This window comes from Staphylococcus sp. GDB9P120P (assembly GCF_017893435.1).
GTDB classification, from domain to species: domain Bacteria; phylum Bacillota; class Bacilli; order Staphylococcales; family Staphylococcaceae; genus Staphylococcus; species Staphylococcus cohnii.
The window spans coordinates 1-22,278 of the sequence record NZ_JAESNB010000011.1; the positions used below are offsets into that span (position 1 = coordinate 1).

At 33.6% G+C, this 22,278-nt stretch carries 19 protein-coding genes; 8 read left to right on the forward strand and 11 right to left on the reverse strand.

From position 1 onward, the window contains the following. Positions 1-403: 403 nt before the first annotated feature. The 9 genes from ilvA to ilvD all read right to left on the reverse strand — a co-directional run bounded on the left by ilvA (position 404) and on the right by ilvD (position 11,371). Positions 404-1,672, reverse strand: coding sequence for a threonine ammonia-lyase IlvA (gene ilvA, locus KA856_RS12325; RefSeq protein ID WP_210138748.1), 1,269 nt, complete (start codon positions 1,670-1,672; stop codon positions 404-406). Positions 1,673-1,699: 27 nt separating this feature from the next. Beyond that, positions 1,700-2,275: a 3-isopropylmalate dehydratase small subunit gene (leuD, locus tag KA856_RS12330; RefSeq protein WP_019469534.1), complete on the reverse strand. Its 576-nt coding sequence runs from the start codon at positions 2,273-2,275 to the stop codon at positions 1,700-1,702. 1 nt (position 2,276) lies between these two features. Then, on the reverse strand, positions 2,277-3,647 hold the full coding sequence (gene leuC, locus KA856_RS12335; protein WP_107383572.1) for a 3-isopropylmalate dehydratase large subunit: 1,371 nt from the start codon (positions 3,645-3,647) through the stop codon (positions 2,277-2,279). Positions 3,648-3,664: 17 nt separating this feature from the next. Continuing rightward, complete coding sequence (gene leuB / locus KA856_RS12340; RefSeq protein ID WP_107383573.1) at positions 3,665-4,705, reverse strand: 3-isopropylmalate dehydrogenase; 1,041 nt, start codon at positions 4,703-4,705, stop codon at positions 3,665-3,667. Beyond that, positions 4,702-6,237, reverse strand: a complete 1,536-nt coding sequence (locus tag KA856_RS12345; RefSeq protein ID WP_107383574.1) for a 2-isopropylmalate synthase — start codon at positions 6,235-6,237, stop codon at positions 4,702-4,704. The genes leuB and KA856_RS12345 overlap by 4 nt, the downstream gene beginning before the upstream one ends. Positions 6,238-6,358: 121 nt before the next feature. After that, positions 6,359-7,363: a ketol-acid reductoisomerase gene (gene ilvC / locus KA856_RS12350; RefSeq protein WP_019469538.1), complete on the reverse strand. Its 1,005-nt coding sequence runs from the start codon at positions 7,361-7,363 to the stop codon at positions 6,359-6,361. Between the two features lie 46 nt (positions 7,364-7,409). Next, positions 7,410-7,883, reverse strand: a complete 474-nt coding sequence (gene ilvN / locus KA856_RS12355) for an acetolactate synthase small subunit (protein ID WP_107383575.1) — start codon at positions 7,881-7,883, stop codon at positions 7,410-7,412. After that, positions 7,880-9,670: a biosynthetic-type acetolactate synthase large subunit gene (gene ilvB, locus KA856_RS12360; protein ID WP_107383576.1), complete on the reverse strand. Its 1,791-nt coding sequence runs from the start codon at positions 9,668-9,670 to the stop codon at positions 7,880-7,882. Before ilvB ends, ilvN begins: the two co-directional genes overlap by 4 nt. A gap of 12 nt (positions 9,671-9,682) precedes the next feature. Further along, on the reverse strand, positions 9,683-11,371 hold the full coding sequence (gene ilvD, locus KA856_RS12365; RefSeq protein WP_119535879.1) for a dihydroxy-acid dehydratase: 1,689 nt from the start codon (positions 11,369-11,371) through the stop codon (positions 9,683-9,685). A 586-nt stretch (positions 11,372-11,957) separates the two neighbouring features. Here ilvD and tsaE point away from each other — a divergent pair. The 5 genes from tsaE (at position 11,958) to KA856_RS12390 (ending at position 15,279) form a co-directional block, all read left to right on the forward strand. Then, positions 11,958-12,419: a tRNA (adenosine(37)-N6)-threonylcarbamoyltransferase complex ATPase subunit type 1 TsaE gene (gene tsaE / locus KA856_RS12370; RefSeq protein ID WP_107505082.1), complete on the forward strand. Its 462-nt coding sequence runs from the start codon at positions 11,958-11,960 to the stop codon at positions 12,417-12,419. After that, complete coding sequence (tsaB, locus tag KA856_RS12375) at positions 12,400-13,062, forward strand: tRNA (adenosine(37)-N6)-threonylcarbamoyltransferase complex dimerization subunit type 1 TsaB (RefSeq protein ID WP_107386127.1); 663 nt, start codon at positions 12,400-12,402, stop codon at positions 13,060-13,062. The genes tsaE and tsaB overlap by 20 nt, the downstream gene beginning before the upstream one ends. 11 nt (positions 13,063-13,073) lie before the next feature. Beyond that, the gene (rimI, locus tag KA856_RS12380) at positions 13,074-13,499 is read left to right on the forward strand and encodes a ribosomal protein S18-alanine N-acetyltransferase (protein WP_394859185.1); all 426 of its coding nucleotides are present in this window, start codon (positions 13,074-13,076) and stop codon (positions 13,497-13,499) included. Next, positions 13,492-14,520, forward strand: coding sequence for a tRNA (adenosine(37)-N6)-threonylcarbamoyltransferase complex transferase subunit TsaD (tsaD, locus tag KA856_RS12385; RefSeq protein ID WP_107383581.1), 1,029 nt, complete (start codon positions 13,492-13,494; stop codon positions 14,518-14,520). Before rimI ends, tsaD begins: the two co-directional genes overlap by 8 nt. A 336-nt stretch (positions 14,521-14,856) precedes the next feature. Beyond that, the gene (locus KA856_RS12390; RefSeq protein ID WP_107383582.1) at positions 14,857-15,279 is read left to right on the forward strand and encodes a VOC family protein; all 423 of its coding nucleotides are present in this window, start codon (positions 14,857-14,859) and stop codon (positions 15,277-15,279) included. Positions 15,280-15,391: 112 nt separating this feature from the next. On the opposite strand, the gene KA856_RS12395 is transcribed toward KA856_RS12390, so the two are convergent. Continuing rightward, complete coding sequence (locus KA856_RS12395) at positions 15,392-16,855, reverse strand: MutS-related protein (RefSeq protein WP_348634782.1); 1,464 nt, start codon at positions 16,853-16,855, stop codon at positions 15,392-15,394. A 475-nt stretch (positions 16,856-17,330) separates the two neighbouring features. Continuing rightward, complete coding sequence (locus KA856_RS12400; RefSeq protein WP_107383584.1) at positions 17,331-19,259, reverse strand: ABC-F family ATP-binding cassette domain-containing protein; 1,929 nt, start codon at positions 19,257-19,259, stop codon at positions 17,331-17,333. 147 nt (positions 19,260-19,406) lie between these two features. Between KA856_RS12400 and KA856_RS12405 the strand changes: the two genes are divergently transcribed. The 3 genes from KA856_RS12405 (at position 19,407) to KA856_RS12415 (ending at position 21,582) form a co-directional block, all read left to right on the forward strand. Next, positions 19,407-20,048, forward strand: a complete 642-nt coding sequence (locus tag KA856_RS12405; protein WP_107383585.1) for a redox-sensing transcriptional repressor Rex — start codon at positions 19,407-19,409, stop codon at positions 20,046-20,048. A gap of 198 nt (positions 20,049-20,246) precedes the next feature. Continuing rightward, on the forward strand, positions 20,247-21,332 hold the full coding sequence (locus KA856_RS12410) for a YeeE/YedE family protein (RefSeq protein WP_107383586.1): 1,086 nt from the start codon (positions 20,247-20,249) through the stop codon (positions 21,330-21,332). A 25-nt stretch (positions 21,333-21,357) separates the two neighbouring features. Next, positions 21,358-21,582 carry a sulfurtransferase TusA family protein gene (locus KA856_RS12415; protein WP_019469551.1) on the forward strand — a complete coding sequence of 75 codons (225 nt, stop codon included), beginning with the start codon at positions 21,358-21,360 and terminating at the stop codon, positions 21,580-21,582. Positions 21,583-22,278: the final 696 nt, after the last annotated feature.

Here is a 22,278-nt window from a genome sequence, read left to right on the forward strand (position 1 = left end):
GTAGTCGGACTTACGTTCCGCAAGAGTAGGACGTTGCCAGGCAATTAAGACCCGAAAGGGTCTCTTTTTTTGCATCAAAAAGGAGCTTAACTTCCAGTTCGAAGAACTGTAAACTGACAAAAGAAAGCGTTTGAAGCTGACGAAGTGAGCGAAAGACGAAACGAGCTTACAAGTGGTAAGTGAGTGAGAAAAGCGTGAAACTGAGAAAAGATGCGAGCGCTTGTCTAAAGTCAGGAAAGGTCCTTAGCGCCGAAGGTAGCCGACTTACGTTCTGTAAGAGAAAGGAAAAGGAAATACATGGCATGAGCAAAAGCTCATGCATAAGTACCATTAGAACAATAAATTGAAAATGTTAAATTCGTATTGAACATAAAATAAAAAGTCTAGCATAAGCTAGACTTTTTTAAATTAATAGTGAATAAAGCATTTTATTCTCATTAATGTAGATATTTGAAGGGTCAAATTCATCTACATTTAACTTTAAGTTATCTAAATCTTGATGATTATTTAATTGGATACCGATGATAACAGTCCCTGTATTTTGAGAACTTTTCTTAAGATACTCAAATTTAGTAATGTCATCTTTTGGTCCAAGCACATCATTTACAAATTCTCTTAAAGCTCCAGGTCTTTGTGGGAAGTTGAGAATGAAATAATGTTTCATTTCCTCAAATAATAAAGAACGTTCTTCGATTTCTTTCATGCGGTTAATATCATTGTTACCACCACTTACAACACAAACAACTGTCTTACCTTTAATTTCTGAACGATATTGTTCTAATGCTGAAACACTCAAAGCACCAGCAGGTTCAGCTATAATTGCTTGTTTAGAATACATGTCTAAGATTGTTGAACATACAGCACCTTCATGGACTTGTACGTAGTCATCAACTACATTTTTGGCGATATCATATGTGATTTCACCGACTTTTGCTACAGATGCACCATCCACAAATTTATCAATTTCAGGTAAAGTCACAATTTGATTTTCTAGCACAACCGAAGCATACATGCTACTAGCACCAGCAGGCTCTACGCCAATGATTGAAGTTTGTGGTGAATGTTCTGTAAAGTAAGTACCTACCCCTGAAATTAATCCACCACCACCTATAGCTGCAAATAAATAATCAAATTGTACGTTATCCTCTTTAGATTGTTCTAAAATTTCTTTAGCTAGTGTACCTTGGCCAGCGATTGTATAAATATTATTAAATGGATCGATGAAATTCATTTTATGATCTTGTGTATACGTGAGCGCCTTTTTTAGACAATCATCAAATGTATCACCGGTGAGTACGACTTCAGTGTTACTTCCACCAAAAAATTTCACTTGATTTATCTTTTGAAGAGGCGTAGTCACAGGCATAAATATAACAGCATTTAAATTAAGTTTGTTAGCCGTGTATGCAACACCTTGTGCATGGTTACCTGCGCTTGCACATGTAATACCGTTTTGTCTATCACTTTCATTTAACGCTATAATTGCGTTATAAGCACCTCTTAATTTAAATGATCTAACCCATTGTAAGTCCTCTCTTTTTAAATAGACATCACAATCATATTTATGCGATAAGTAATGATCCTTTTGCAAAGGAGTTTCTTTAACAACATCTTTCAATTGTAAGAAAGCTTCATCTATATCTTTTGAAGAAACAGTTGTTTTAACAGCCATAAATTTCACACCTTTATTTAAGTTTCGTTAAAAAGTTTTTGACGTTTCATAAGCTTGAATTTCATCTTCGTATTGTAGTGTTACCGCAACATCATCAAGTCCATTAACAAGTTTATTTTTCCACGTTCCATCAATGTCAAAGTGAAATGATTTATTATTTGCAGTTACAGTTTGATTAGGTAAGTCAACAGTGACTTTGCCTGCATTGGCAATATATTGACGTTCATCTGCATTTAATACGATAGGTAACATCGCATTTTTAGTACAATTCATATAAAATATATCGCTATAACTACCAGCAATTATAATATCAAACCCATAATCTTTAATTGCCCAAGCTGCATGTTCACGGCTCGAGCCACAACCAAAATTATCACCCGTTACTAAAATAGTGGCATCTTGGTATTCTGGTTTATTTGGATTGAAATCTGGATTGTCGGATCCATCCTCTAAGTAGCGCCATTCATCAAAGGCAAAAGGTCCAAAACCGGATTTAGAAATTCGTTTTAGGTGCACTTTTGGAATGATTTGGTCAGTATCTATATTATCATGGAACAGTGGCACAACTTTACCAGTATAGGTTGTGATTGGTTGAATTTCCATATTATACAACCACCTTTCTTACGTCTACAAACTTACCGTTAATGGCTGCAGCAGCTGCCATAGCAGGGGAGACTAGATGTGTTCGTGCACCTTTGCCTTGACGTCCTTCAAAGTTACGATTACTTGTTGATGCACAATGCACACCAGCAGGTACTTGATCTGGGTTCATACCAAGACACATCGAACAACCAGGTTCTCTCCATTCAAATCCAGCATTTTTAAATACTTTATCAAGCCCTAGCTTTTCTGCTTCTATCTTTACAGTTCTAGACCCTGGAACAACGATTGCTGTAATATTAGGATGCACTTGATTTCCTTTTACAATATGGCTCGCTTCTATTAGGTCAGATAGTCGGGCGTTCGTACAAGAACCTAAAAATACATAACCTAAATCAATGTCTTCTGCTTTTTGTCCTGGTTTTAACCCCATATAGTTGTAGGCACGTTCATCATTAACGTCATTGATTTCGGGGAATGGTGTATTAAAGCTAACACCCATTTCAGGGCTAGTACCCCAAGTCACTTGTGGTTCTAAATCAGATACATCTAGTTGTATGATTTTATCAAAATTTGCATCTTCATCTGTGTATAATTCACGCCATTCATCCACAGAGTACGCATAGTTTGTTGCATAGGGTCTTCCTTTAACATATTCAAATGTAGTTTCATCAGGAGCCATCATGCCATATTTTGCACCTGCTTCGATTGCCATATTACAAATAGTCATTCTAGCTTCCATTGATAGACTACTTATAGTTTCACCTGAAAACTCAAGTGCATATCCAGTACCAAAGTCAACACCATGTTGGTTAATAAGATGTAAGATAATATCTTTTGCATATACACCTGTAGGTAATTTACCAGTTACATCAATTTTTAAATTTTTAGGCTTTGTTTGCCATAATGTTTGTGTTGCAAAAACATGTTCTACTTCACTAGTTCCAATACCAAATGCAATTGCACCAAAAGCACCGTGTGTGGCAGTATGTGAGTCTCCACATACGATTGTTTTTCCAGGTTGTGTAAGTCCGGTTTCAGGACCAACCATATGCACGATGCCTTGTTCATCAGAACCCATATCAAATATATGCACATCAAATTCTTTTGCATTTTTTTGAAGTGTTGTTATTTGTTTATTAGCAATTTCATCTTTGATATTAAAAATATCAATCGTAGGGACGTTATGATCTAGTGTTGCATATGTTAAATCTGGTCTGCGCAACTTTCTATTTTGTAGTCTGAGCCCTTCAAAAGCTTGAGGAGATGTGACTTCGTGTATAAGATGTAGGTCTATATATAATAATTGTGGGTCACCTTCTTTACCAGTTAAGACATGCTTATTCCAAACTTTGTCAAATAGTGTTTTACCCATATGACATCTCCTCCTTTTTAAAGATTTTGTTTAATAAATTTAAAAATATCTGTTGTTTTATATTTACCATTGAGATCTTGAGTCGTTTTTTCATCTTCGATAAGTTGGTATATGACTGATTCTAATTTTTGAGCTGCTTCAGGTGCATTAAGACTTTCTCTTAAACACATAACCACTGATAAAAGCATACCGAATGGATTTGCAATATCTTTATTTGCAATATCCGGTGCAGAACCATGAATTGGTTCATAGAGTCTTGGTCCTTTTTCACTAAAACTCGCTGATGGCGAAAGACCGAGTGAACCAGGAATTACAGATGCCTCATCACTTAAAATATCTCCAAATAAATTTTCAGTTACAATGACGTCAAATTGAGAAGGATTTGTAATGATGTGCATTGCGCAAGCATCTACAAGTAAATGATTAACCTCAACCTCTGGATATTCTTTAGATACATCATTTATAACTTTTCTCCATAATTTACTAGAAGATAGTACATTTTCCTTATCTACTGAAGTTAATTTTTTATGACGATTTTGGGCTAAATCAAAAGCAACCCTTGCAATTCGTTCTATTTCTGTGCGTGTATAAGTTAAGGAATCTAAAGCTTTATCTTCATCCCAATGTTTTGGTTCGCCAAAGTAAATACCACCTGTTAACTCTCTCACTAAAATAAAATCTGTACCAGCTACACGTTCTTTTTTAATAGGTGATAAATTGCTGGTACCGCTTGTTACAATAGTGGGGCGAATATTAGCAAATAGACCTAATGCTTTTCGAATACCTAATAGACCTTGTTCAGGTCTATTGTTAGGGTCTGTCCATTTTGGGCCACCAACAGCACCTAATAGAATTGCATCGGCTTGTTTACAAGCATTTAGCGTCGTATCTGGTAGTGGTGTACCATGATTATCAATAGCGATACCGCCAAAATCATGTGTTTCTATTTCATAGTTAAAATTATAGATATCACTTAGTTGTGAAAGAATTTCTAGTGAACCATTTAAAATTTCTGGCCCAATCCCATCCCCGGGAAGTGCTACAATCTTATAACTCATGAGTGAATACCTTCTTTCACTTCTGAATTAGAAACGTATTTAGCATGTGCTTCAACATAAGATTTACATGACGCTAATAAGATGTCATGGTCAATACCTACACCTGTAACAATTTGATCTCCTATTTTAATTTGCACGTGAACTTCTGCTTGTGCATCAGTACCTTCAGTTACAGAGTCAATGCGATAATCTATAAGTTCAGTTTTGCGATCAAAAATTCGATCTACCGCATTGTATACAGAAACAATTGAGCCAGTACCAATACTTGAGTCTTGATACGTATTTCCATCTCTATCTTGAATAACTACGACAGCACTTTGTAGTCCATTTGAGACGAATTGTAGTTGTAGTGCTTCTACTTTATAGATTGCATTTTGTTCGTGTTCAGTACCTTGAATGAGCGCATGTATATCTCTGTCAGTAACTGCTTTTTTCTTATCAGCGATTGTTTTAAATTGCTTAAATAGTTCTTTTTGTTCTTCTGAATCTACATCATATCCCAATGCGACTAACTTTTCTGAAAAGGCATGTTTACCTGATAATTTACCAAGTGGTAGTTCAGTTGTTTTGACGCCTACTAATTGTGGTGTCATAATCTCATAAGTTTCAGGGTTTTTAAGAACACCATCTTGATGAATACCTGATTCGTGACTAAAAGCATTTTGTCCGACAATAGCTTTGTTTCTTGGGACTCGAATACCTGCATATCGTGCTATTAAATCAGATGTATTTTTAGTTTCTTCAAGATTTATTTGTGATTGATTACCATAATGATCTTGTCGAACGTATAGGCCAAGTGCAACTTCCTCTAGGGCTGTGTTACCTGCACGTTCGCCAATACCATTTAAGGTGCCTTCAATGCGTTTGGCGCCATTTTCAATTGCGGCCATACTATTTGCAACTGCCAAGCCTAAGTCATCGTGACAGTGTGCACTATAAATAACTTCGTGATTCGTATTAACGTTTTCTTGGAGTGTTTTAAAAATTTTGCCATATTCTGTAGGATAACTAAATCCAACAGTATCAGGTATATTGATTACACTTGCTCCCGCATCAACTGCAGTTTGCACACATTCGATTAAGAAGGGCAGTTCCGTTCTTGTAGCATCTTCTGGTGAAAATTGAACTACGTCAAAATACTTTGTAGCATAAGCAACATGCTCTTTGATTGATGTTAACACTTCTTCTTTAGACATCATGAGTTTTGAGTCACGATGTATAGGGCTAGTTGCTAAGAATACATGTATTCTAGGTTTTACAGCCTCTTTAGTTGATTGGTACACTGCGTCAATATCTTTTTTTACACAGCGTGCTAAGCCACAAACAGCAGTGGTTGTTAATGCTTTAGAAATAGCTTCCACAGATTTAAAGCTACCTGAACTTGAAGCAGGAAAACCAGCTTCGATGATATCAACGCCCCATTTTTCAAGTTGCTTCGCAATTTTCAAGCGTTCATCGAATGAAAAGTTTACGCTGGGTGTTTGTTCTCCGTCTCTTAGTGTTGTATCAAAAATTTGAATATGGCTAGTCATTTTAAACATCTCCTAATAAATAGATTTAGTTGAATATGATGTGTCGGCTGAAGAATCTTAACTTGTCCTTAAAATAAAAGGGGGACTTCGCTTGATTCTTCAGACATCATCATATAACTAGTTATTTTTCAATACTCTTGGATTTAATGAACGGCATCATTTCACGTAAGTCTCTACCTACCGCTTCAATTTGATGTCCGTGTTGTTCTTCACGTAGTTTATGGAATTCTTCGAAATTATTTTCATTATCTTTGATGAAACGATCACTGAAGTTTCCTTGTTGGATATCGTTAAGTACTGCTTTCATATTATCTTTAACATCTGGAGTGATTACGCGTGGTCCTGATACATAGTCACCAAATTCAGCTGTGTTTGAGATGGAATAACGCATGTTTTCCATGCCACCTTCATACATTAAATCAACAATTAACTTCATTTCATGTAATACTTCGAAGTAAGCAATTTCTGGTTGATAACCAGCTTCAACTAAAGTTTCAAAACCAGTTTGAATTAGTTTTGTTGTACCACCACAAAGTACAGCTTGTTCACCAAATAAGTCAGTTTCAGTTTCTTCTTTAAATGATGTTTCTAAAACGCCAGCACGTGTTGCGCCAATACCTTTTGCATAACTTAATGCTAAATCAGTAGCTTCTCCACTAGCATCTTGTTCAACTGCAAATAGGGCAGGTACAGCGCTTCCTTCGGTAAAGGTACGTCTAACTAAATGTCCAGGTCCTTTTGGTGCTACTAAGAATACATCTACTGTTTCAGGTGGTTGAATAACATTAAAGTGAATATTAAATCCATGTGCGAAAACAAGTGCATTATTTGGTTCTAAATTAGGTTCAATTTCTTCTTTATATACTTGTCCTTGAATTTCATCTGGTAATAATACCATGATGACATCAGCTTGTTTTGCTGCTTCATTTACAGGATATACTTCGAAACCATCATCTTTTGCTTTATCAAATGAACGCCCTGGTCTGATGCCAATAATCACGTCATAGCCGTTATCTTTTAAGTTTTGAGCATGGGCATGTCCTTGTGAACCATAGCCAATGATAGCTACTTTTTTACCTTGTAATGCATCTTTCGTTACTGATTGGTCATAATAAACTGTTGTCATAATAAAATCCTCCATGTTTTTAAATTATAGTTTGGTGACTTGTGTTTTAAACTAAACCGGCTGAACCAGTTCTTGAAACTTGTTCAATGTTATATGATGATAAATCGTCTAATAAATTATCCATTGTATACTGTGGACCTGATGCTTGTAGATAGGTATAAGGATCTTCATTTTTTAAAATAGAGACTAGCGCATCATAAGGTTTAATTACTTTTTGTAAATCTTGATGGTTGCTTGGTGTTTCTAATTTCACAAGCACCAATTCTCTGTTGTAAGTGTTAGTATCAGTGATATCTTCTACATCAATGATATTTATTTGTTTTTCTAATTGACTAATTAGGTTTCTTAGAACATCTGAATCTGGAATTTCTGCTACGAATGTTATGTTGGAAACGCCATCTTCTCTAGTAGGTGTAACTGATAACGTGACAATGTTAAATTGTCTGCGAACAAAGATGCTCGTTAATCTATTTAAAGTACCAGCTTTATCTAAAACTCTTGTTCTAAATGTGCGTCTCATAATAATCCCTCCATCTCATAATTAGCTTTACCGCTAGGAACCATTGGGTTAACTGGTTCGATAGGTGAGATACGAACATCAATTAATGCAGGACCATCATGTTTGAAAGCAGCATCTAGTTGTTCTTCTAAATGTGTTGGATCATCGATAAGGAAACCTTTAACATTGTATGCTTCACCCAATTTTAAGAAATCGGGTTGTCCATTAAAGACAGAATGAGAGAAACGTTTGTTAAAGAATTTATCTTGCCATTGCTTAACCATACCTAACGTACCATTATTGATAATTACAACTTTTATATCTAAACCGTATTCTTCTAGTATTGCTAATTCTTGATTGGTCATTTGGAAACCGCCATCGCCGACAAAGGCCACAACTGTTTTATCAGGTTGAGCTAACTTTGCACCGATTGCTGCAGGTATGCCAAATCCCATTGTTCCTAAGCCACCACTCGTAACTAATTGGCCATGATTTTTAAATGGATAGTACTGGGCAACCCACATTTGATGTTGACCAACATCAGTAGTAACTACTGCATCACCTTGTGTAATTTCTCCTATATACTCAATTGTGCGTTGTGGTTTTGAAAACGTACCATCAGGGTCTTCACTGTATGCAAAAGGTTGTTCTGCTTTATTGTTAAAGCATTTTTCTAACCAGTCATCATGGTTGATTGAATAGCTATCGAATTCTAGTAAAGCTTCTAATGTTGCCTTACAATCCGCAATGATGCCTAGATCAACCTTGATTATTTTATTAATTTCTGATGGATCAATATCGATATGAACAATTTTTGCATTAGGTGCAAATTCATCCGGTTTGCTAGCAAGTCTGTCATCAAAACGACTACCAAAGTTTATGAGTAGATCGCACTCAGTTAATGCCATATTGCTGGCATATGATCCGTGCATACCTCCCATGCCTAAAAATAGGGGATTTTCATATGGTATGGCACCTAAACCTAATAAAGTGCTAACTACAGGCAATTGATGTCGTGTAACAAATTCAGTGAAAACTTCATTTGCTTTAGCGTGATTTATACCAGCTCCTGATAAAACAACAGGTTTCTTAGAAGTTTTTAAATAATCACGTAATTTTTGAATTTCTGTTTTGTCTGGTTGATTAGGTACTGAATAGCCAGGTAGATTTAATTCGTTTGAAATTTCTGCGTTAGTAGATAAGATTCCCATATCTTTAGGAAAATCAATAACTACTGGTCCTTTTCTTCCTGTGTTAGCCACGTGAAATGCCTCGTGGATTATTTTTGGAATTTCATTTACATTTTTAATCTGATAGTTATGTTTAGTTATCGGCGTGGTCATTGAAAGCAAGTCTGCTTCTTGGAAAGCATCTTTACCTATACCAGCTGTAGCAACTTGACCTGTGATAACGACAAGCGGTAATGAATCACTATAAGCATCTGCAATACCAGTGATTGCATTTGTTGCTCCTGGTCCACTTGTAACAACAACAACACCAGTTTTTCCAGAAACACGGGCATAACCTTCAGCAGCATGTGAAGCGCCTTGTTCATGTCTTGCTAGAATATGTTTAATTTTCCCGTCATAAAATGTGTCATATAGTGGAAGTACAGCGCCACCCGGGTAACCAAATATAAAATCTACATCCTCATTTACAAGTGAATCTACTAATAATTCTGAACCAGATTTCATTTCATCAATTGTTTCTTTTTCTAATTCAACTTCGGGTTCAATTGTCTCTGCTGTTTCAAAATAATCTAAATTTTCTGATTTTTCATATTCAAGTATTTCAGTTTGTTTAGACATCATACTCACTCCTTAAATGAGATCTTCAGGTACTTGCATAATACCACCAGTGTTAGCACTCGTTACTAACGCTGTATAGCGTGCAAGATAACCTGTTTTCACTTTTGCTTTAAATGGTTTCAAGTTTTGCTTTCTAGATTCTAACACTTCTTCTGTAACTTCTACATTTAATGTTCTGTTTGTTAAATCAATTGTAATATCGTCGTTGTTTTCAATTAAAGCGATAGGGCCACCCGCTGCAGCTTCTGGTGAAATATGTCCAACAGCAATACCTCGTGTTGCCCCGGAAAATCTACCATCAGTGATTAATGCAACGTCTTTACCTAATCCTCTTCCTACAATAGATGATGTAGGGGCCAACATTTCTGGCATTCCAGGACCACCTTTAGGGCCTTCATACCTAATCACAACTACATGACCTTCACGTACTACATGATTATCAATTGCTTCAACGGCTTCATCATGTGAATCAAAACAAATCGCTTTTCCTTTAAAGACTTTAATTGAAGGATCTACACCGCCGACTTTTATGACGGCACCTTTAGGAGCTAAGTTACCATATAGGATTGAAAGGCCACCTTGTTTATCGTAAGGATTATCAAGGTGTCTGATAACATCACTATTTAATATCTCTTTTTGTTCGTTATTTTCACGAAGTGTTTTACCTGTAGCTGTGATTCTGTCTGGATGAAGTGTACCTTCTTTTTTAAATAATTCATTAATGATTGCTGGAACGCCACCAGCTTCATGTACATCATGCATAGAGTAGGAAGAACTTGGTGCTATTTTTGACAAATAGGGCGTTTTCTTCGCAATTTCGTTAATCCTTGATAAGTCATAATCAATACCTGCTTCATTTGCAATTGCTAATGTGTGTAATACTGTATTGGTAGAACCCCCCATAGCCATATCTAAAGCAAATGCGTCATCAATTGCTTCTTTAGTTACAATGTCTCTTGGTTTAATGTCATTTTTGATATTATCGACTAGTTTAAATGCTGCTTCTCTAATCATTTCTCTACGTTGTTCACTTACTGCAAGAGCTGTACCATTATATGGGAGAGCTAAGCCTAAAACCTCCATTAAACAATTCATTGAATTTGCTGTAAACATACCAGAACATGAGCCACAAGTAGGGCAAGCATTTTGTTCCATATCCAAAAATTCATCTTTTGAAATTGAACCATCTTTAAATGCTCCGACAGCTTCAAACATTGAAGAAAGTGTTAAAGCTTTGCCTTGTGATGATAAACCTGCTTTCATAGGTCCACCTGAACAAAAAATAGCAGGAACATTGGTTCTTACAGCAGCTAATAACATGCCAGGTGTAATCTTGTCACAGTTTGGTATGTAAAACACACCATCAAACCAGTGTGCATTGATGACTGTTTCTGCTGCATCAGCGATAACCTCTCTAGATGGCAGTGAATATCTCATTCCAATATGTCCCATTGCAATACCATCATCTACACCGATTGTGTCAAATTCAAAGGGGATGGCACCTGCTTCGCGAATTGCTTCTTTAGCAATATCAGCTAATTCTCTTAGGTGAACGTGCCCTGGAACAATGTCGATGTATGAATTACATATAGCTACGAAAGGTTTATTCATATCTGTTGGTTTTTCTAAAGCACCTGTTGCATGCAAAAGGCTTCTTGCTGGAGCTTGATGATCTCCTTTTTTGATCATATCGCTTCTCATATTAATTCCCCCATAAATTTGAAAATAAAAAAGCGTCCCAATAAATAATTGGGACGCTTTCAAGTCCCATTCAACTAGAAATAGGACTTAAACATTTAGTAGATTCTTTACTAAAGTTCCAGTCCTAATAGCATAATAAAATGACTAAAATATTTGAAGTTGTTGGTTGGTATTGCATTGTATATTTGGTCATCTCATTATGCTCCTTTCCGTTAGAATGGTTTATCTTTTAATGTGTTAAATTGAATTGTCTAAAAATTCGATAAATTAAATTTACTATACTGAACTTCTACTGTCAATGATTTTTTTAAATTTTCTATCAATTCAAATAATTCCAAAATGTTGGAACTTGTTTTAGTTTGAAGTAAAATAAGAAAAAATTTGTTAAACTATAATAGTTAATTTAATGATATAAAGTTTTTAAAGAAGCAGATAATCATTAAGCGCTGATGTAATTATTAAATATATTAGTCATTTTTATCCATCAACAATATTTTGAAAGTAAATAGAAATACTTGTGCGAAGCTCAAGTATAAGCGATCCTAACTAAATTAATTTGGAACTGTTGCTAAAAAAGGAGAGGCATATGATTAAAATAAATGATTTAGAAAGTATGGCACATTTTGCAGAAGTGTTAGCGAAACATTTATCTACAGGGGACATTATTTTATTAAATGGTGATTTAGGCGCTGGTAAAACTACATTAACGCAATTTATTGGTAAAGCTATAGGTGTAAAACGAAATATAAATTCACCGACGTTTAATATCATTAAATCTTATCAAGGTAATGCATTTAAATTACATCATATGGATTGCTATAGATTAGAAGATAGTGAAGAAGACTTGGGATTTGATGAATATTTTGAAGATGAAGCTGTTACATTGATTGAGTGGAGTGAATTTATTGAATCATTTTTACCAAATAATCACCTAACTATAAATATTAAAACTATAAATGAAACGAAAAGACAAATAGAGATAAAAGCAGTCGGTGAACATTACCAAAAGTTAAAGGAGGTTGTTGAACATGATATATCTGTTGATTGATACATCGAATCAACCGTTGTCTGTTGCAGTAATGCAAAATAATGTAGTATTAGGTGAAATCAATACTAACGTGAAGCAAAATCATTCTACTCAGTTAATGCCAGCCATTCAACAGTTGATAAATGAGAGTGAAATAGCAAAAGAAGAAATAAATGCTATTATTGTTGCACAAGGACCTGGTTCATATACTGGTCTTAGAATTGGCGTAACCGTTGCTAAAACTTTAGCTTATGCATTGAATGCTGAACTATACGGTGTATCTTCATTAAAAGCACTTGCTGCAACTGTTCAAGATGACGAACGACTATTGGTTCCAATATTTGATGCACGTAGAGAAGCGGTTTACACTGGCGTTTATCAATATAATGAAAATCAATTGGTTCAAATAGAAGAAGATCAATATTTACCAATACAAGAACTTCTCAACTTATTACATAGATTGGGGAAACCCTATGTATTTGTGGGCATAGATACTGAAAAAGTAAAAGATTTATTAGATAGTGATTGCATACCCAACTTACCAAAAGCAAAATATATGAAACATTTAATTGAAACTACTGACGATATACATCAATTTAAACCAAACTATATTAAATTATCAGAGGCTGAACGAAATTGGTTAAACCAACAGAAAAAGAGTTAAATATACGTTTGATGACTTTGAGCGATGTACCTCAAGTATTTGATATTGAAAGAAATAGTTTTAACGACAGTAGTTGGACGATTGATGCTTTTTATCATGAAATAGAACAAAATGAGTTTGCACATTATTTTATTATTGAATATAATCGTATGATTATTGGGTATATTGGTATTTGGATAGTGATAGATCAAGCTCAGGTTACAACAGTTGCCATAGATGAAACATATAGAGGTTATGGTTTAGGACAGTTATTATTAAAATATGCGATGAATTATGTACAAACCAAATGTGAAATAATGAGCTTAGAAGTTCGTGTAGACAATGAGGTTGCACAACATGTGTATACAAATTTAGGCTTTCAATTTGGTGGTAAACGTAAAAATTATTATGGTGAAGGTGAGGATGCGATAGTGATGTGGGTGAATTTAAATGAGTGAGCAAACATTGATTTTAGCAGTTGAATCAAGCTGTGATGAAACGAGTGTTAGTATTATTAAACAGGGCACAGAGGTTTTAAGTAATATTGTATTAAGTCAGATTGAAAGTCATAAACGCTTTGGAGGTGTGGTACCTGAGGTCGCTAGCAGGCACCACGTGGAAGGCATTACAACGACAATTGACCAAGCATTAAATGAAGCAAAAGTAACAATGGAAGATATAGATGCAGTTGCTGTAACACAAGGCCCTGGGCTCATAGGTGCATTACTAGTAGGAATCAATGCAGCTAAAGCGTTAGCTTTTGCTTATGATAAACCATTGATACCTGTACACCATATTGCAGGGCATATTTATGCGAATCATTTAGAACAACCATTACAATTTCCTTTAATAGCTTTAATCGTTTCAGGAGGCCATACAGAACTTGTATACATGAAAGATCATTTGAATTTTGAAGTTATAGGAGAAACTAGAGATGATGCTGTTGGTGAAGCCTATGATAAAGTTGCAAGAACGATTGGCTTAGGTTATCCAGGTGGTCCGCAAGTTGATCAATTAGCAGCAAATGGTCAAGATTGTTATAACTTTCCAAGAGTTTGGTTAGAGGCAAATAGTTACGACTTTAGTTTTAGCGGGTTGAAAAGTGCAGTGATAAATAAATTGCATAATTTACGACAAAAAGGGTCTGAAATAAAACCTGAAGATGTTGCAACGAGTTTTCAAAATAGTGTTGTAGAAGTATTAGTTGGAAAAGCAGTGTCAGCTTGTGAGGCTTATGATGTGAAACAGTTAATTGTAGCTGGTGGTGTCGCGAGTAATAAAGGTTTAAGGGCAGCGCTTAATAAAGCATGTAAGGATTATGATATCAATTTGCGTATACCAAGCCCAAACCTTTGTACAGATAATGCTGCAATGATTGGTGCTGCAGCACATTATTTATATCAAGCAGGGTTAGTTGGAGATATGTCACTAAATGGATTTAACGATATGGATATTGAACAATTTTCATTAAATAATTAAAATTGGTATTGTAAATATTTAAATATGTAATAACAAATCATAGTGTAGTTTTAACTGAGTATCACAATGTACTTATTAAATGCGCACAAAGTATGTTAATTACTAATACTGGAAATGTTGGAGTAGGAATTTTAAATCAAACAGTGATTTGATTTATGTTTCTACTTTTTTTGAAATTTACTACTATGACTTTCAGAAAAATATAAAGGATTGATTTTATCAATTTAATCAAGCTCAAATGTTTAAATATTAAAAAATGGGTATATATTTTAATATATAGTCATACTATATAGAATAATGTAAATAAGCATTACATTATTAGGAGGCGTCTTATAAATGAAATCAGTTCAGTATTTTAATTTTGAAAATAGTTTAGCAGCATTAGACTTTTATGAAAAAAATTTAGGTGCCACAGATATTCAACGTATTGGTGGTGACCATGAAATGTTTACAGATATGCCAGAAGAATTCCAAGTAGATAAAAACTTTACAATGAATGCTTCATTTAAAGTCTTAGGTGAAACATTTTATTGCAGTGACACATGGAAAAATAAAAAAATCGATAATAGTGGTGCGATTGTAACATTTACATTCGATCATAGTAATGAAGCGGATAAACAACAAGCTATTGATTTTTTTAATAATGCTATAGCAGCTGGATGTGAAGAGGCAATGCCGTTAGGTAAAACGGAGTGGTCAGAATTATATGGTATGTTTAATGATCCTTTTGGTGTTACTTGGATGATTAATGCTGAATAAAATATTTAAACTAAATAAAGGAACAATGAAGTAAATGCAAACTTCATTGTTCTTTTTTTTGCATTCATAAACGCATTTATGATTATGTTATTAGGTTTAAGATTTCAAAGACTTAAGTGGAAGATGCTTTAGCTCGCGTATAAACTTGATTAGGGAATTTTAAGATTCTTAATAATTCAATAGCATTTCTTGTATCTGCTTTTCCAGCTTTAATTTTATAATCAAAAGCGATCTCATTTTCATAAATAATCTCATTAAAATGAAAGTTTTTGAAATTATCTTCTAATAACGTGGCTAATTCAATATCATGAGTCGCAGCTATGATTTCGTAATTTTGGCTATTACCTAAATAATTTAACACGGATTCAGAAGCAGCGATACGTTCAGTTGTATTGGTTCCTTTAAATATTTCGTCTATAAAGCAATAAATTTTATCCTCTGTTTTTAAATCAAATAATCGCTTAATAGATTTGATTTCTGTCATAAAATAACTATCACCAGACAAGATATCATCTTGGTTCACCATAGAAGTGAAAATTAAACCAGGTTTATACTTGAAGTAATTTGCAGTAACTGTATTTATCGTTTGAGCTAATAAAAGATTTAAGGCGATTGCTTTCATAAAAGTTGATTTGCCTGACGCGTTTGACCCAGTTAATAATATATGGCTATTGATTTCTAAATCATTAGAAATAGCATTGACAAGTAATGGATGCGTAAGTGCTTCAAATTCTACTGAATCATCATTACTTGCTTGAGGCAATGCATATTGTGATAGCGTTTCTCTCCACAATGCTATTGCATAATGATTGTCTATGCTACCTATATATTCATAACAAGCCATAACTTCAGATTCATATTTTTTAAAGCTATGTTGTATTAAATGGAAGATATGATAGTCCAACATAAATATTGCTTTAAATAAAAATGCAAATATCATAGAATCTTCTGCTGTATTTACTCTTCCTAGAAGACCGCTTAGCCTACGAGCAGCCTTAAAATGATTAAAGTCAACATCTATGGTAGGCGCACCATCTATTTTATGAATTGCATAAGCTTTTTTAATAACATTTGACGTATAAAATAAAGAGTTCAAATCTTGATCAAACGTTTTTCTAAGTATGCCACTCAAAATCATATTGAATATAGCAGCAAGTATAGTTAAAAGTATACCGATTTCAGGTTTTAAAAATGTAAATAGCAAAAAGGCTAACGGAAAATACGTAGTCAACATAAAAAAATGATTACGTTTCACTGTAGTCAATTGATCAGGGAACGTTGGATAAATCGCTTTACTTATTTTAGCAAGGTGGGTTGATATTTTAAGACGAAAAATATCATCATTTTTAAATTTTTGAATTAAAGCTTGATTATGAATCGTAAACATCTTTCTTAAGGTTGCATACAAGCGCATTTCGCCAATTGCAGAAAAATTAAAATTCATGTTGTCGAAAAGGGCATTTAAATTCAAATCAGCGTAAGTTTTATCATCTATAAGATTTGTTTCATCAAATTGGTGTTTATATGTATCAAATTGATAACTATACCTATGATTAGGTCGAACAAAAGATTCCAAAGGTTTTCTTAGTGACCATAAAGGTTTGATATCATGTTTTAATTTTTTTATTGGCAATGATTGTCGTGATAATAAATAACAGTGTTGTTCCAATTATTAATGCGATTAGGAACCAAAAAATAGGATACATAAGTTTCACCTCATACTAAATTAATATGTTTTATTATGTCATGAAATAAATGGATTCACAAATAGCTGGATATGTTAAGTGGTGATATATGTCAATAGAGAACGTGCGTACTTATCAACAATTAGTGTATAACTTGTTGATAAGTCGTGGGCAAATGTGTGGATATGCATTGTTTTCTGAATATTCAACGGTTGAAAAGTTACATTTTACTTGTGGATAAATAGGATAACTCTGTGGATAGCTTTGATGATAGGGTTAAAGCTGTGAATAGTTAATGTGTAAAATAATAATAAAAAGTACGAAAAATGAAAAAATCATTTTTCGTACTTATAGTTAAAATTAGTTTTAAATTAACTTTTCTTGTAATTCTGCCCATTTTGACATGACTTGTTCTAATGCTTGTTCGCTATTTTCTTTCTCTTTGGCTAAACGATTTGCTTCCTCTGGATCACTATATATATCTGGTAAAGTAAGCAATTCATTGATTTCACTAATTTTAGTTTCAAAGTTATCTATCTCGGTTTCACATTCATCAATTTGGCGTTCAATTTGACGTTGTTCGCGTTTTTGAAGTTTTTGATCAATATAATTATCGTTTTGGGTCACTATCGGTTTTGTCTGATGTGAAGCTTCATATTCTTTTTTAGCTTGAATCGCTTCGTTTTCTTCTTTCTTCTCTATAAAATATTGATAATTACCTAAATACATTGTGCCACCATGAGTGTCTAGATCATAAACTTTGTTTGCAAGTTGATTAATAAAATAACGGTCGTGAGAAACAAATAAAATCGTTCCTTCGAAGTAATCCAATGCTTGTTCTAACATTTCTTTTGAATCTATATCAAGATGATTTGTAGGTTCATCTAAAATAAGTACATTGTTACGTTCAAGCATTAACAAAGCTAATTGTAATCTAGCTTTTTCGCCACCAGAAAGGTCATTAATGATTTTTTTAACATCTTCTTGTACAAATAAAAATCTACCTAATACTGCACGTATATCTTTTTCATTCATTGATGGGTATTGGTCCCAAAGGTAGTCTAGTATTGTTTTACTAGATTTAAATTCAGCTTGTTTTTGATCATAGTAACCGATTTTTAAATTCGCACCAGTAGTAATTTCGCCGTTTAATTTTGGTTGAATACCTGCAACTGTCTTGATTAAAGTAGATTTACCGATACCGTTAGGCCCGATAATAGCGATATGGTCTCCTTTAGTTACTTCAATGTTGATACCTTTGGTAACTGCCTGTTCATAACCAATATCTAAATCTTTGATATGAAAAACATCATTACCTGTATTTCGATCAAAATCAAATTGGATATTAGCACTTTTGGCATCAACCATTGGTTTATTGATTCTTTCCATTTTTTCAAGCATTTTCCTACGGCTTTTAGCCATGCCAGTAGTTGAAGCCCGCGCTATATTTTTATCAACAAATGTTTCTAAGCGTTTAATTTCATCTTGTTGACGTTCATATTCTTGCATGCGTTTTTCATAATACTTATCTCTTTTTTCAATAAATTGTTTATAATTACCTATATAATGTTGTACATCTCCAAGTGCTACATCATAGATTTGATTTACTATTTTATCTAAAAAATATCTGTCGTGGCTAATGATAACAATAGCCCCTTTAAAATAGTTTAAATAACTTTCTAACCATTGCGTTGTTTCCATATCCAAATGGTTAGTTGGTTCATCTAGCAATAATAAATCAGGCTCACTTAGTAACATTTGGGCTAATGAAAGCCTTGTTTTTTGACCGCCACTAAAGTCATTAATAGGGCGACTGAAATCTGATTCAGTGAAATTTAGACCGTGGAGTACGGTTTTTATCTTACTTTCATATTGATATCCATCTTGTTGTTCGAATTTATTGGATAAGTATTCATAACGATCAATATGATTTTTATATTCGTCTGTATCATATTCTTTTGCATGCTGTGCTAACCAATCTGTTTCTTTTTTCATTTCAGATTCAAGTTTTTTCATATTTTCAAAAGGTTTGGACATTTCTTCAATCACAGTTTGGTTTGTGTTGAGAGTCATTTGTTGTGTTAAATAACCAAGTTTTAAATTTTTACTTTTTGAAATATGACCACTATCATAACCTTCGACGCCAGCGATAATTTTCATTAATGTAGATTTACCAGCTCCGTTACGTCCAACGATACCGATACGTTCGCCAGTTTTAACTTCAAAATTTACATTGTTAAAAATATCTTCTCCGTCGAATGATTTTGTAATGTCGTTTAATTGTAATAATATCATCCGATTTTGCACCTCTCTATTCATTATCATTCTACCGTATTCTGCGTGTTGTTAAAACTACCAGTGTTTATTTTTATAATGTATTAATGTATAATGTTGAAGTAATTATAAGATTAATTAGAGATTATAGTATAGGAGGACAAGATCTTGGCTAACCAAAGCGAAAAGATTCCTCGTGCCACGTTAAAACGGTTACCGTTATATTATAGATTCGTCAATACTTTGAAATCTAAAGGGATAGACAGAGTTAATTCTAAAACAATTAGTGAAGGTTTGAACATTGATTCTGCAACAATTCGTCGTGATTTTTCTTATTTTGGTGAATTAGGCAAAAAAGGGTATGGCTATAATATTGATAGCTTGTTACATTTTTTTAAAAATGAGATAAGTGAAAATGATGAAATTAAAATAGCCATCGTAGGTGTAGGGAACCTAGGTAAAGCATTACTAACATATAATTTTTCTATTCATGATGAAATGACTATCACAGAAGCGTTCGATATACGTGATGATGTAATTGGAACACAAATAGGCAATGTGGTTGTAAGCCCGTTTTCAAAAATCACTGATGTATTAAAGCAAGAGCAAATTGATGTCGTGATATTAACAACGCCTGAAAACGCAGCACAACAAGTTGCAGATACATTAGTTGAAGCAGGAATTAAAGGGATTCTAAATTTCACACCAACACGTGTTTATACACCGTCAGATGTACAAGTTCATCACATTGATTTAGGGATTGAATTACAGTCTTTACTTTTCTTTATGAAAAATTATAGTAATAAATAATGATTTTTAAATATTAACTTTGTAGAGACACAAACATTATTGATGTTTAGTTGTCTCTACAAAGTTTTTTTATTGTTCGCTAGCTCCGCTTCATCTTATACATATACCTATGAATAACCCTGAAAACATAAAGGTTGAAATTTCAGCATAAATCTAATATGATAATTCTTATTGATTTTATCGGAAAGAGGTAATGTTATGACGTGGTTAATAATCAGTGGCTTAATCGTAGGTGGACTTTTGGGATTTGTCATGCAACGTACACGATTTTGTCTTGCTGGTGGATTTCGGGATATGTATATTCAAAAAAGTAATAAAATGTTTTATGCCTTGTTAATAGCAATATCAGTGCAAAGTATTGGACTGCTAATTCTAACTTCGACAGGGTTAGTAGAAATACCAGAGTCAACATATCCAATCATAGGTACGGTTATTGGCTCATTTATTTTTGGTATTGGAATTATATTAGCTGGTGGTTGTGCAACTGGTACATGGTATAGAGCTGGAGAAGGATTGATAGGTAGCTGGGTAGCACTTATTGCATATGCATTTACATCAGCTGCTACTAAAATTGGTTTATTATTACCTTTAATGAACGGTATCAATAAACCTACTAATGTAAATACAAGTATGGCTCAAACAACTGGTATTCCAACATGGGTATGGGTCGCATTATTAACAATTATAACGGTTATATTTGTTGTTAAAACGCTACGTAAACCAAAGCCAAAATTTGCGGTACCCAAATTAAAACAAAAGTTTACGGGAATTCGTTATTATTTATTTGAAAAAAAATACCATCCCTTTGTTGCAGCTATTGCAGTTGGGCTAATTGCATTATTGGCTTGGCCAGTGAGTGAATCTACTGGCAGAATGTACGGTTTAGGAATTACAACGCCTTCTGCAAATATCGTTCAATTTTTTGTAACTGGTGATCTTCAACTATTAGATTGGGGTGTATTCCTTGTTTTAGGTATCTTTGCTGGTTCTTATATTGCAGCAAAAGGAGCTAGAGAATTTAAATGGAGACTACCTGATAAAAAGACAATCCGCAATAGTGTTATTGGTGGCGTATGCATGGGATTTGGTGCATCAGTAGCAGGTGGTTGTTCTATCGGAAATGGTTTAGTTGAAACAGCTACAATGTCTTGGAAAGGCTGGATTGCGCTTGCATCAATGATACTAGGTGCTTGGTTTATGAGTTATTTCATATTTATTAAGCCGATGAAAAAAGCACAAAAATCTACAACTCAAACAGTTTCCGCACAAACACAAACGACATAAATTTTATTTTTAGGAGGATTTCATTATGGTATATGAATTAGGTACAGTAGGTATGGTTTGTCCTTTTCCTTTAATTGAAGCACAAAAGAAAATGACTACTTTAGAGAATGGTGACGAATTAAAAATTGATTTCGATTGTACTCAAGCAACTGAAGCAATTCCAAATTGGGCAGCTGAAGAAGGTTATCCAGTTACTAATTATGAACAACTTGATGATGCTTCATGGACAATCACTGTTCAGAAAGCTTAATGATATAAAATTAAATTTAAATAACGGGGTAAGATGAAAGTTAATATTATATTAAAAAAATATTATTTTGTTATATACTGCTCACTGAGAGAAAGTCCGAGACATATTCTATGATGTTTCGGGCTTTATTTTGATTTATAAAAATGTCTTATATTGAGTGACACATGTTGTAATTGTAAATGAGATTAGTCGTTTTTGAATGATATATATTTTTAATACTAATAATGTATATAGTTGCTTCTTGAAGTCAGTATTATTTTTTGTGTTTACAAAGTAGTTTGAGTTTGACTTTTAACAGTATTTAAAGGGAATACAATATGATAAAATAGATGATGTTTACAATGCCAAGTAATGAGAGTGAAAATAAAATATGATTGGCAAATCAAAGTGTAAGATTTTTTAGATAATTGATGATAAATTCAGTTACTGTCAATATGTGCAATTATGGTGTCAAAATAATATGCGATAAGTTAAATAATAGACGTTAACAAATCTATACAAATTTAAATAGTAATTTAAAAATTGATGTGTGAGGAATTTTTTATATGAATAAAGTTGATGCCATTTTAAGTATTATTGGTTGATGGCGCCCTTGTTACAGGAATCACATTTCGATTAATACATCATACCGCGTGTGCAATTGTTTTGTAGCGGTGGAAGCCATAGCTTTGTATCAATGAGTAGGATAAATCTAAT